Here is a 12,864-nt window from a genome sequence, read left to right as displayed (position 1 = left end):
ATGACGCAAAAAGTAACTTCAACTAATAAAAAAATAGGACTTGTACTTTCTGGTGGAGGAGCAAGAGCTTACGCACACATTGGTGCACTACACGCCTTAAATGAACAAGGAATTTACCCAACACATGTATCTGGTTCTAGTGCCGGAGCTATGGTTGGTGCTTTGTATTGTAATGGCTACACGCCTTTAAAAATATTAGAATTAGCTAAAAGCCACGAGTTTTTACAAATTTTCAAAATAGGATTGGTCAATAAGGAGTTAACGGAAATGACACGTTTAAAATCTTTTCTAAATCAATATTTAACCGATGATTTTAATAGCTTAAAAACACCTTTATCCATTTGTGCGTCTAATATAAATGTAGGAGCTTACGAAATTCGCTCGTCTGGAAAGTTAATAGAGTTTATTGCTGCATCTTGTGCCATTCCGTTATTATTTAAACCTATCAAAATTAATAATCAGTTGTATGTAGATGGCGGATTACTAAATAATTTACCTGTAGAGCCCTTGTTACAAACCTCAGAAAAAATAATAGGTGTAAGCGTTAATGAACACGAACATAAAGATCATGTTAAAGGTACCTTACAAATTACCCAGCGCTGTTTGCAGTTGGCCATTTGGAGTAATATGCAAGAGCGCATAGACAAATGCGATGTTTCAATACGTATTGATAAACATTTAAATTATAACATGTTTTCTATTAGTAAATCGCAGGAATTGTTCGATATTGGCTACAAACAAACTATTGACAAAATGGATAGTATTTTAAAGGCTATAAGCTGAGTTTTAAAATACGTTTATTCATTATTTGTACTACTCCATAAACCCCTTCCAAATAGTACTAGTCTGTATTTTGCTTTTGATTTGGTCTTTACTAAGCTCTTTTATATTTGGCACCTTAACATTAAAAGGCGCAGAAGTTAAAGTAATTTCATCAGCCTGATTATCTGCAACATTAGTTTCAAGTTGCGTTAAAAACTTCACAACACGTTCTTTCCCTAATGCAGTAGCAACATCCATCATCATGGTGTTTATTTCAGTTTCATAATTATCACAATTAATTAAAGCACCAAGCATATTAATTAAACCAAACTCGCTAGTTGCAAAACCATTATAAGCATAAGCTTCAGTAAATAATAAATCTTCTTTATCGGTTTCTATATCTTTTTTGTTATCAGATACAAAAGCAAAACCTTCCACAGATTTCACATATTGTATGGCTCCAAGGGCCATAGGATATTCCTTATTGGCCATAATAATATCCAGCTTGTAATGCAAAGCAAAATGGCGAATATTTTCTACAGCTTTCTTTTGTTTTTCATCTAAAGTTTTAATGCTCGCTTTAATAGAAAAAGCTTCGTTTACAATGTACTCTAACTCTTTAAGAGCCTCATTAAACGTATCATTTTCAAGATGCGAAATAAGGCTGATTGCTGTAGTTTGGTAAGTGTCATCTTTAGAAAAAGCCTCGGTATTACCAATAATTAATACTGCTTTTATAAAATCATTTATAGCATTGGCATGATGAAATATATTATCATCAATTTTAAAACTAGCTAATTTCTTAATGGGCTTAATTGTTTTAGAAGATAGGCCAGAGGCTGTTTTTTTAGAAACGGCATTTTTCTTTAAACTTTTGTAAAAATCAGAACTTAAAATAGTAGCTCGGCAAGAACTAGGAGATTCTACAAAGGGCGAAAACTGGATCGTTTTTCCATTAAAATTATACTTCAAATTATATCCTTCACCTTTCTGTATGGTTTTAAGCATAGCTTCTAATTTTGGTAAAAACACGATAGCATCAATATAGGGTTCGTATTCTTTTAAAGTTTTGGTTACGTGGTCGCCAAAACTTTGCTGGTTCATCAGGTTATGTAAAAGGTGAAGCACAGCCATATCGTAATTTTTGAGCTTAAAATGAGCTTCCGATACATCGAACTCTATTCTTAAAAAGTCTTTATTTATAGTCGTTACGCTGGTTCCTGTAGGTGCATGTGTAAACATAGCTTTATTGTAAAAAGCAATAGCCTGTTTGTAGTTTTCTGCTGTAAAATAAATATCTGCCAAAGCATGTGTAGCTACGTGATGCATATTGGCCATCTCTTTTGTGAAGTGAAATGGTGAATAATATTTCTTGATGGTTGCTTCGCTTAATTCGAGCTCATCGGCTATATATTTTAAAGTGGTTTCGTAGTTTTTAATGTTATAGCGATCAAATGTTTTAGGTAACTTTTCTGCTATTTCTAAAAAAGTGGTATTATTGGCATATTCTTCGGTAGTTGCTAAAAATTTAATGTTTTCTCGCATCATATCTATGGCATGATTATGATACATACTAGGTTCTTCTGATTGGCTCCATGATACGTAACTATATAGAAAACAAAACAGTAATGTAGTTTTAATACATTTTAGGTTTAAATTTGATGCAGAAAACAAACTCATTTGTATGATTTTTTTTCAAAACTATAAATAATATGTCAAGAAACAGGCTTTTTTGGGTGCAAATAAGTTCTGAAAATCTCCAATAAATCACTTAAAATATTAACAAATCATTTCAGTAAATCTAGACTTAGGTATCGTTATCTTTGCACGAATTATTTTTTATATCAACCCTATTGCGATATATCACTTTTATATATGCCAGAAGAAGATAAACAAGGCCAGACGGCTAACCACAAGATTGTTTCTCCAGAAGAAATAGATCAATGCATTGCCATTTTAGAGCAACTAAATGCAGATACTAACCAAATGTTTGAGCTTCCAGAAGCGCAACGTAACTCGCTGTTTAAAGCTTCCGGCTTGTTATCTCGTCCAAATCGCGATGAGTTCCAGCGTCGTAGAAAAGATGCTAAAAAAGCGGCAAAGCGTAAAATGATTGCTAAAGATAAGCATGCGCGAAAATCTACAGGTATTCGTTCGGCAAGAGAATCAGCTTTATTTGTAGCGCCTAAGTTATTAGCTGCAGCAGCCATTTCTGAAGATACTCCAGAATTAGAATCGCCTAGAAACTGTTACGTTTGTAAAACGGTATTTACCAAATTGCATCACTTTTACGATACCATGTGTACGGAATGTGGTGATTTAAACTATGCCAAACGTTTTCAAACTACCGACTTAAAAGGTCAAGTAGCTGTAATTACAGGTTCGCGTTTAAAAATTGGTTATCATATTACATTAATGTTATTGCGCTCTGGTGCAACGGTTGTAGCTACTACACGTTTTCCGGCAGATTCTGCTATTCGTTTTTCTAAAGAAGACGACTATAAACAATGGAGCGACCGTTTACATATACATGGCTTAGATTTACGCCACATACCAAGTGTTGAAATTTTCTGTAACTATATAGAGCAGAAATACGATCGCTTAGATATTTTAATAAACAACGCCGCACAAACAGTGCGTCGTCCGTCTGGGTTTTATTTCCATTTAATGGAAAACGAAAAACTACCCGTAGACCAATTACCAAAATTAGCACAAACCTTATTAAACGATCACGTAAGCTGTTTGCAAGAACTTACAGATTTAAGTGTAAACACAGCTAAAACGAGTAAAAATAATGTATTGCCAGTAACATGGCACGGTCCGGAACCAGGTATTGGTTTGCGTAATTCGGCCGAACTTTCTCAAATACCTTACAGTTTTGATAACTCGTTACAAACCTCAGAGGTATTTCCAGAAGGAAAATTAGATGTCGATTTGCAGCAAGTAGATTTACGTAAAACCAACAGTTGGCGTTTAAAATTAGGTGAAATAGAAACTACCGAAATGGTAGAAGTACAACTTGTAAATGCCGTAGCACCTTTTGTGTTGTGTAACCGTTTATCAAATTTAATGATGAAGGAAAACACAGGAAAAAAACACATTATAAATGTTTCGGCCATGGAAGGGAAGTTCCATAGGTTTAAAAAACAAGACAGACATCCGCATACAAACATGGCAAAAGCAGCCTTAAATATGCTAACACATACCTCGGCAGCTACCTTTGCAAAGTCGGGAATTTACATGAATGCAGTCGATACTGGGTGGGTAACCGATGAAGATCCGGCCGAATTATCGAAGAAAAAGGTAGAAGTTCACGATTTTCAGCCTCCGCTAGATATTGTTGATGGAGCCGCGAGGGTAATGGATCCGCTTATTGACGGCATTAATACCGGAAAACATTGGTCGGGTAAATTTTTAAAAGATTATTTTCCTATAGATTGGTAGTCCTTATCTATAAATTGGCACTACCTTTACACAAGTAATTATAAATACAATACTATATTATTATGAGTAAAGGAACAGTAAAGTTTTTCAACGACGCTAAAGGATTCGGATTTATTACAGAAGAAGGTGTAGACAAAGATCATTTTGTACACATTTCAGGTTTAGTAGACGAGATTCGTGAAGGCGATGTTGTTGAATTTGATTTACAAGAAGGAAACAAAGGACTAAATGCAGTTAACGTAAAAGTTATCTAAATATATACTTAAAGTTTTTAAAAAGGCCCATCAATTTATTTTGATGGGCTTTTTTTGTTTAAAATTTTGAAAACTCATTAAGAACATTAAATTCTTTAATCCATTAAAATAATCTTAAATCTCCATCAATAAAACAGCAAATAATCTGTACTTTTCGGAAAAATTAGAAGAACGATGTGCAAAGAAAAATTTATGCAGGAAGCTGTAAATGCAGCTTTAAAAGGAATGAACAACAATGAAGGTGGCCCATTTGGCTGTGTAGTTGTTAAAGACGGAAAAATAGTTGGTCGTGGCAATAATAAAGTAACCTCTACCAACGACCCTACAGCACATGCCGAAGTTACGGCCATTAGAGATGCATGTAAAAACTTAGACTCTTTTCAACTAGATGGTTGCGAAATATATACCTCTTGCGAGCCTTGCCCTATGTGCTTAGGCGCTATTTATTGGGCGAGACCAGATAAGGTTTACTACGGAAGTAATCAAGTAGACGCGGCTAATATTGGTTTTGACGATGAGTTTATCTACAAGGAAATTCCGTTACCATACGAAAAAAGAAGTATTCCTTTTGAGCAATTAGCTCGTGAAATCGCTTTAGAGCCATTTAATGAGTGGACTAAAAAAATGGATAAAACGGAGTATTAGATAAGTTTGAGGGAATTACAATTCCGTTGAAAAATTAATTTAAGTATTTCTAATGGTAAATTTAGAAGATCAATTAAAAAATCCAGTTTGGTATTCATTAAAAGAAACACATAAGAAACTTGCTGTGGTTTCTGATGGGGTACAATTTTATCACCACGAGGTTTGCCCGTTTGGGGCTTTTTTCGATGAAACAAAAACGGCCGAAGTTTCAAGTGAGTATGTAAAAAAATCAGATTCATTTTTCTTTGTTTCAGAAAATCAGACCCCAATAATAGACAAAAACAACGTGGTCTTAGATAGAAAAATCGACGGCTGTCAAATGGTATTAAATCAACTATCAGATGTTGAAATAACAGAAGATATTGTATTGCTAGATGAAAGTTATATCGAAGAAATTTACAATTTAGTTTGGTTAGTTATGCCTGGTTATTATAAAAAGCGAACCTTTGAAATGGGGAATTATTATGGCATAATCAAGGATGATAAATTAGTAGCAATAGCTGGCCAACGTATGCAAACCGATCTTTTTATAGAAGTTAGTGCTGTAGTAACACACCCTAACTACACAAGAAAAGGATTTGCTAAACAACTTATAGCGCACAATACAAAAGAAATTCTGAAAGTAAATAAACAACCTATTTTACACACAAATAAAGGTAACTTAGCGATTCCGCTTTATCAAAAATTAGGATATGAATTAACTCGCGATATGAACTGGTGGTTGTTTCATAAGATATAATTTTAAAAAACAGGAACTTCACTACAATTTAAAAAACGGATATTAAAATGGATAATAAGGAAATAATAGAGAAGTTTTACACATCATTTTCTAATGGGAATTTTGAAGGCATGCTAGAATGTTATCATAAAGATGTTGTATTCGAAGATGCTGTATTTGGAAGGCTAGAAGGAGAAAGCGCTTTTAAAATGTGGGAAATGTTGCTTTCACAAAAAAAAGGAGATACTAAAATTAGCTTTAACAATATAGAAGCTAATGCTGAAACCGGAAAAGCAAATTGGGTTGCAGAATATTTTTATGGAGAGAAAAAAAGAAAAGTTATAAATGAAGTTAGTGCTGCCTTTAAATTTAAAGATGGTAAAATTATAGAACATTTTGATACTTTTGATTTATGGAAGTGGACCAAACAAGCCATGGGAACTCCGGGATATTTATTAGGTTGGACATCTTATATGAAAAGTAAAATTCAACAAACCACTAACAAAAGGTTAGCTGCGTTTATGAACAAATAATATGAGATTCTTAATAATTGTACTGCTGATTTCTAATTCTACTTTTGCCCAATATTGGGGAGGACAAGAGATTTCTGAATCTGATTTAGTGCCTTGGGTTCCTAAATTTGAAATGGAGTATCAAGGCTCATATCATTTTGGTGAAAGCGAAATGGAAACGAATTTAAATTTATTTTTTTCTGGAGGCTTCATAATTGGCCAAGTAGAAAATGGCTCTTGGGTAGATGATACAAACCAATGGAAAAGTAACTACATCAATCTCACAAATATCAAAATTGATAAAACAGGCAAGTTTTCTAGCGATCAGCATACTGGGCAATTTGTTCATTATAAAACTGAAAACGGAGCGCTTTATAAAAGTTTAAAAATTGATAATCCTTGGTCTAGTTGGATTGAAGACAGCAAGTTTGAAATAGGAACAAAATCTGAATTAATTTTAAAAGAGTCTTATTCTGGAAAATACATAGAAGCTTCGTATAAAAAATTACAACCTGCTGAATTACATGCTATGCATCCTGACGACTTGCAGATTATGAGAAATGAAATATATGCACGCTATGGCTATATTTTTATTAAGAACGGGAAAATGGATCTTTACTTTAGAAATCAAGATTGGTACAAACCAGAACACAAAAATGTAAATAATTTTTTAAGCGATTTAGAACGTTATAATATTGGTTTAATTAGAAGCATCGAATAATAACAAATGCCTCAATAATTTCAATCTTCACAAAGAAAGACTTTCTAAAGCATAGAATAAGCGATTCTTGGCATTATCTTGCGATCCAAAAATAGAACGAAACAGTTCGCCTTTTTCCGAAATAAGCAACCATTGTGGTGTGCCTTCAGATTTGAATTGATCGTAAACCTGATGATGCTTATCTATATAAATAGGAAATGGATTTTCACCACTTGTAAATATACTTTTAATAGACGCTTTTGTGCCTTCTCTATTTACAAAATCGGCATGTATACCAGCAACCTGAATCGATGGGTATTTCTGTTGAAACTCATAAGCCAAAGGTATAGCACGGCCCGTGCAACCCAAACAATCATTGTTATAAATAATGATTAGTAAAACCTTGTTTTTATACAGCTCCATTAGGTCTGTGGCCACACCATCTAGGTCTAAAACATGTATGCTTTCTATTTCTGTATTCATCTTTAAATTCCAGATTAAGGTTTCACAAATTTAGGAATTTCTTAGGATAAGTTTTTTATTTAAAGAAGTACTTTTGTGCTATTGAATTTTCCTCAAAGAACACTTATTTCAATAGATTATTAGCACATGAAAACACAACATACAAAGTATTCCATTTTAGATCTTGCATTAGTTTCTCAAGGGCATACACTTAAACAAACATACAACGACGCTTTAAGTTTAGCGCAACATGCCGAAACCTTTGGATATACTCGCTATTGGTTAGCAGAACACCATAACGCACACAATATTGGTAGTAGTGCCACATCGGTTTTAATAGGCTATGTCGCTCAAGGTACCAACACGATTAAAGTGGGTTCTGGAGGTGTAATGTTACCAAACCATTCACCTTTAATTATAGCTGAACAATTTGGAACCTTGGGGTCTTTATACCCAAACCGTATTGACTTAGGTTTAGGTAGAGCACCTGGAACCGATAGAGAAACCGCACAAGCCATTCGTTCGGATTTTATGGATGCTGCACATGCCTTTCCTAACGAATTAGACAAAATACAGACTTATTTCTCTAAAGAAAATGCGACGTCTAAAGTGCGAGCTACAGTTGCCGAAGGCGTAGAAGTACCTATTTATATTTTGGGTTCTAGCACAGATAGCGCACATCTGGCTGCTAAAAACGGATTGCCTTATGCTTTTGCGAGTCATTTTGCAACGACACATTTATGGAATGCCATAGACATTTACCGTAAGGAGTTTAAACCTTCTAAAGATTTAGAAAAACCTTACGTTATGGCGGGTGTCAATATTATAATTGCAGATACTGATGAAGAAGCACAGCGCTTATTTACATCATTAATTCGTATGATTGTCGGGATCTTTACCGGAAAACGAGACTTTGTACAACCACCAACAGAAATGACGCCAGATTTAGAGGAGATTATTAAAAATCCGCAGGTTCATCAAATGTTGAAGTATTCTTTTGTAGGAAGTAAATCTACTGTAAAAGCTCAAGTTAAAACCTTTATGGAGCAAACTCAAGCAGACGAAATTATTGCTGTTACTAATATTCATGATGTGAAAGATAGAATACGATCTTATGAGTTGTTTTCTGAAATTATGAAGGAATTGAATTAAAACTGAAAATTAATGTGTTTTCAACTTTTGGAATAAGCAGGTTATAAAGCAAAATAGGAGCGAAGCGTCTTTTAATTGAATTATGAATCTATGTTTTAGATCACATTTTCGTTAAAAGACGCTTTTTGCTTATTAAATCTATATATTTTATTCTTCTTTTTATCTAAAATATATAATCTTAAAGATAAGTATTACATTGCGTACTATTATTTGTAGCACTTAATACATCCAACCCCTATGGAATATACTCTTTCAGTTATAATTATACTTTTATTAATCTTTCAGAATACTAAATATAGTAGAGAAAGAGAACGATTAAAGGGAGATATAAATGATTTAAGGGATAAATTAAGCGGAATTCAAAAACTATTATCAAGAGAACGTTTTGAGCATTCCACTCAAGAAGAACCTATTCATGATAATGCTTTTGAGCAATATGCTAAAGAAGAATATGTTGAGGAGGATGTTCCTGAAACCGTTATACCACCAATTAAAACACCTGTAGAATTCCCTGAAGTTGTTGAAAATGCAACGGAAGAAGAATACTTGCCAACTTATGTTAGTGTTACTAAATTGAACACTAAAGATGTTGATATTATTAAGAATATTTTAGCTACTGCAAAAGTGTCTCAAGACTCTGAAACTTTACATAGATTAAGAAATAAAATGGTTGATGTTCTTGGCATTAATGAGGTTAAGGAAGCTAGTGATTTGGAGTTTATTAATACGTTGTTAAATGATTACAAGTTTTACAACAACGAAATTATAGATCATGAAGCCGTTGAAACTTTAGAAAACGCCGACACTGAAACCACTTTCGAAAATCAAGATACTACTTATGTGGCATCTGCCGCTCCTTTACAAAAGGAAGAAAGCGAGCCTGCTCTGCCACTTTGGGATCGTTTTAAACAGAAAAATCCAGATTTAGAAAAGTTTATTGGCGAAAACCTAATCAACAAAATTGGTATTTTAATTCTAGTTTTAGGTATTAGCTATTTTGTAAAATACGCCATAGATAAAGATTGGATTAACGAACCTGCTCGTGTTGGTATTGGTATTCTTGCTGGTAGTTTAGTGCTGTTTATTGCACATAAATTACGCAAAAAATATGCACCATTTAGTTCTGTGCTCGTTGCAGGTGCCATTGCTATTTTCTACTTTACTATTGCCATTGCGTTCCATGAATATAAATTGTTTGGACAAGAAGTTGCGTTTGCTATCATGGTAGTGATAACTGCTTTTAGTTGTCTCATTTCATTATCATACAATAGAATGGAATTGGCTGTATTATCACTTATTGGCGGTTTTGCCGTCCCGTTCATGATTAGTACAGGTAGCGGAAATTATGTTGTATTGTTTACTTATATCGCCATTTTAGATATTGGTATATTAACATTGGCCTATTTTAAAAAATGGAATCTATTACACATTCTGGCGTTTATATTCACCATATTATTATTTGTTGGTTGGGTCACTAAAGATTCACTGAGCTTAGAGCCACATTATTTTGGTGATTTAGTTTTTGGTTTCATTTTCTACTTAATATTCTTAATAATGACTACTATAAATAACCTACGCAATAAGGGTAGTTTTAGTGGTATTCAATTGGGGATGTTAGCAAGTAACAACTTTGTGTTTTACGGTATTGGTATGTTTATTTTATCTCAATATAAACCAGAGTTAAGAGGTTTATTTACAGCCTTTTTAGCTATAATGAACATGGGCTATTCGCTATTATTATTCAAAAAATTCGGTTTAGACAAAAAAGGCATTTATCTATTAATAGGTTTAAGTTTAACCTTTATAACTTTAGCAATTCCTATTCAATTTTCAGGAAACAACATTACCATGTTCTGGGCAATTGAAGCGGTTATGCTAATGTGGTTGGCTCAAAAATCTCAAATTAAAAGTTACCGTTTTGCATCTGTTATTGTACAAGCTTTAATGATAGGTAGTTTGGCTATGGACTGGGAAGTTTACACTAATGCAGAAGATTTCAATATTGTTCTTAATCCTGTATTTATTGCAGGGCTATTAGTGGTATTATCTCTTGTTGCGGTGCACTTATTATTACGCAAAGAGACAGAGAAACTAGAAAAATTTGGTTTAGTTTTCAATCCGGTTATTTATAAAAAACTAATCCGAATTGTTGCCGTAGTTATGGCTTACTTTGTTGGATTGACGGAAGTGGTCTATCAAGCAGATCAACACTATATGTTTAATGGCTTATTATCAATTTGTTTACAGTATCACTTTCTATTTACTGCTGTGTTATGCTTTGTTTTATACCGAAACAGAACAACCGTTAATGATAAAATAATTAATGTTTTAGCTATTTTTAATATAGTCATATTTACTTTTGGTATGGCAACATTACCAATGCAAGAAATTGAAGAATATATACTTTATGGCGATACTTACAGGATATCTTATTACATGCATTTTGTTGGTTTAGCTTTTATTATGTATTTCTGGTATTTGGTTTACAACAGTAATAAAACACAAAAAGTGTTTACTATTTTCAATGGAAAATTCACCGTTTGGATTGCCGTATTTGCTTTAGTACTTTTAGCGAGTAATGAAGTAATTTTACAAGGACTTCACCTTATGGATTTCTCTGCAATGCAAGACCCACAAGTTAATAAGTATACTATATTTTCAACTGGCCAAAATAAAATAATAAAAACAGGACTTCCCGTATTATGGGGTGTTTTAGCCTTTGTATTATTACTTTGGGGTATTAAAAAACAATTAAAACTTTTACGAATTATTGCGCTAACCCTTTTAGGACTCACCATTGTTAAGCTTTTTGCTTATGACATTAGTAACGTATCTGAAACAGGAAAAATTATCGCTTTTATACTATTAGGAATTCTTATTTTAATTATTTCATTCATATATCAAAAAATAAAAGTTTTGGTTATTGATGATGAGAAAACAACAGAAAATGAAGACATCGATTAAACTACTTTTAATGTTTTGTGTTACTTTGGCTTTTGGTCAAAAACACGCCGTAGAAGGAGAAATAAAACCTGTAACAGAAGCTGGATTACATTACATCCCTGTGCCTTATAATTTTCGCACGCATGCTACAGCCAATTTACGCGATCTAAGAATTTTAGATCCTAAAGGGAATCAAGTACCTTATTTTTTAAAATCGGTAACGGCTTTTAAAACAACTCAGGTTTCAGATTTTACAGAATTTGTTATTGCTTCAACATCGCAAGAAACCGATAGCAGCTCTACTTATATATTTGAAAATCCAGATAAATCTATTAAACAAGCCGTGTTTTTAATTGCAAATTATCAAGGTTCTAAAAATTACAAACTAGAAGGAAGTAACAATAAAACAAAATGGTTTGGTATTGTAAACAACGGTCAATTGGATAATTTAAGTCATCCAGAAGATACCCAAGTTTATAAGGTTATTAATTTTCCTTTAGGGGCTTATCGTTATTTAAAAGTGGTTTTTAATGATAAACATTCGTTACCAATAAACCTTTTAAAAATAGGGAAGGTGAGTGCAGAGAAAGAAACTATATCGCCAATAAAAATGGATGATATTCCTGTAAAAACAATTTCTTTTTCAGAGGAAAACAAAAAAACACAAGTGCATATTACTTTTGAAAGACCAGAAGTAATCCACCAAATGAAACTGAATATTACAGGGCCAGCACTTTATAGTCGTAATGCCACGTTGTATGCTTTAAGGTCTCGTGAAGAAAAACGCAACATCGAAACATATAGAAAAGTTATTAGCTCGTTTTCATTACGTTCAGATAAAGATCTTGTTTTCGATATTCCGCCAATGGTTGAAGGTGAATTATATTTAGAAATTGAAAATAAAGACAATCCTAAACTTCAAATTAGTAGCATTGAGTTTATGCAAAAACCTGTGTATATGGTTGCTGATTTAAAGCCTCAAACCACATATAAAGTTACAGCCGGAAACAAAGTACTTAATTTTCCAGATTATGATATTTCGGAAGTTGCGAATACCTTAAAAAAGACTTTACCTTTAGCAACTATAACGTCATTAAAGACTATAGAGCCTGCTAAAGAAGCTGTAACACAAACGTCTTTTTGGCAACAACCTTGGTTCATGTGGTGCTGTATTGGTGTAGCAGGATTATTTATTGGCATCTATGCTTCTAACTTAATAAAAGATTTAAATAAGAAACAAGTATAATTAGAACCCGTTTCTTTTAAGAAAGT

Annotated in this window: 12 protein-coding genes; 10 read left to right on the top strand and 2 right to left on the bottom strand. The window is 33.1% G+C overall.

Translation table 11 applies throughout. The annotated features are described in order from the left end of the window. Positions 1–783, top strand: coding sequence for a patatin-like phospholipase family protein (locus DFQ06_RS03235; protein WP_133965995.1), 783 nt, complete (start codon positions 1–3; stop codon positions 781–783). A 30-nt stretch (positions 784–813) separates the two neighbouring features. On the opposite strand, the gene DFQ06_RS03230 is transcribed toward DFQ06_RS03235, so the two are convergent. After that, a complete protein-coding gene (locus DFQ06_RS03230) occupies positions 814–2,442 on the bottom strand; it encodes a hypothetical protein (RefSeq protein ID WP_133965993.1) in 1,629 nt (542 codons plus the stop codon). A gap of 195 nt (positions 2,443–2,637) precedes the next feature. On the opposite strand from DFQ06_RS03230, the gene DFQ06_RS03225 reads away from it, so the two are divergent. The 6 genes from DFQ06_RS03225 (at position 2,638) to DFQ06_RS03200 (ending at position 7,056) form a co-directional block, all read left to right on the top strand. Next, positions 2,638–4,206: an SDR family NAD(P)-dependent oxidoreductase gene (locus tag DFQ06_RS03225; protein WP_133965991.1), complete on the top strand. Its 1,569-nt coding sequence runs from the start codon at positions 2,638–2,640 to the stop codon at positions 4,204–4,206. A gap of 62 nt (positions 4,207–4,268) precedes the next feature. Further along, positions 4,269–4,460, top strand: coding sequence for a cold-shock protein (locus DFQ06_RS03220; protein ID WP_042495150.1), 192 nt, complete (start codon positions 4,269–4,271; stop codon positions 4,458–4,460). Positions 4,461–4,634: 174 nt separating this feature from the next. Further along, positions 4,635–5,105: a nucleoside deaminase gene (locus DFQ06_RS03215; RefSeq protein WP_042495148.1), complete on the top strand. Its 471-nt coding sequence runs from the start codon at positions 4,635–4,637 to the stop codon at positions 5,103–5,105. 52 nt (positions 5,106–5,157) lie between these two features. Further along, on the top strand, positions 5,158–5,844 hold the full coding sequence (locus DFQ06_RS03210; protein WP_133965989.1) for a GNAT family N-acetyltransferase: 687 nt from the start codon (positions 5,158–5,160) through the stop codon (positions 5,842–5,844). Positions 5,845–5,891: 47 nt separating this feature from the next. Further along, complete coding sequence (locus tag DFQ06_RS03205) at positions 5,892–6,356, top strand: nuclear transport factor 2 family protein (protein WP_133965987.1); 465 nt, start codon at positions 5,892–5,894, stop codon at positions 6,354–6,356. A 1-nt stretch (position 6,357) separates the two neighbouring features. Next, positions 6,358–7,056, top strand: a complete 699-nt coding sequence (locus DFQ06_RS03200) for a YARHG domain-containing protein (protein ID WP_133965985.1) — start codon at positions 6,358–6,360, stop codon at positions 7,054–7,056. Positions 7,057–7,083: 27 nt separating this feature from the next. Here the strand turns inward: DFQ06_RS03200 and DFQ06_RS03195 are convergent, their stop codons facing one another. Next, positions 7,084–7,518: a TlpA family protein disulfide reductase gene (locus DFQ06_RS03195; protein ID WP_133965983.1), complete on the bottom strand. Its 435-nt coding sequence runs from the start codon at positions 7,516–7,518 to the stop codon at positions 7,084–7,086. 126 nt (positions 7,519–7,644) lie between these two features. Between DFQ06_RS03195 and DFQ06_RS03190 the strand changes: the two genes are divergently transcribed. From DFQ06_RS03190 to DFQ06_RS03180, 3 genes are all read left to right on the top strand, one after another. Next, positions 7,645–8,649: an LLM class flavin-dependent oxidoreductase gene (locus DFQ06_RS03190; RefSeq protein WP_133965981.1), complete on the top strand. Its 1,005-nt coding sequence runs from the start codon at positions 7,645–7,647 to the stop codon at positions 8,647–8,649. Between the two features lie 237 nt (positions 8,650–8,886). Next, a complete protein-coding gene (locus DFQ06_RS03185) occupies positions 8,887–11,613 on the top strand; it encodes a DUF2339 domain-containing protein (RefSeq protein ID WP_235833478.1) in 2,727 nt (908 codons plus the stop codon). Beyond that, complete coding sequence (locus tag DFQ06_RS03180) at positions 11,597–12,838, top strand: hypothetical protein (protein ID WP_133965979.1); 1,242 nt, start codon at positions 11,597–11,599, stop codon at positions 12,836–12,838. Before DFQ06_RS03185 ends, DFQ06_RS03180 begins: the two co-directional genes overlap by 17 nt. Positions 12,839–12,864: the final 26 nt, after the last annotated feature.

Source organism: Algibacter lectus, assembly GCF_004368925.1.
In the GTDB taxonomy this organism is placed as follows: Bacteria; Bacteroidota; Bacteroidia; order Flavobacteriales; family Flavobacteriaceae; genus Algibacter; species Algibacter lectus.
The sequence above is the reverse complement of the archived record's forward strand: the minus strand, read 5'-3'. Positions and strand labels throughout refer to the sequence as shown.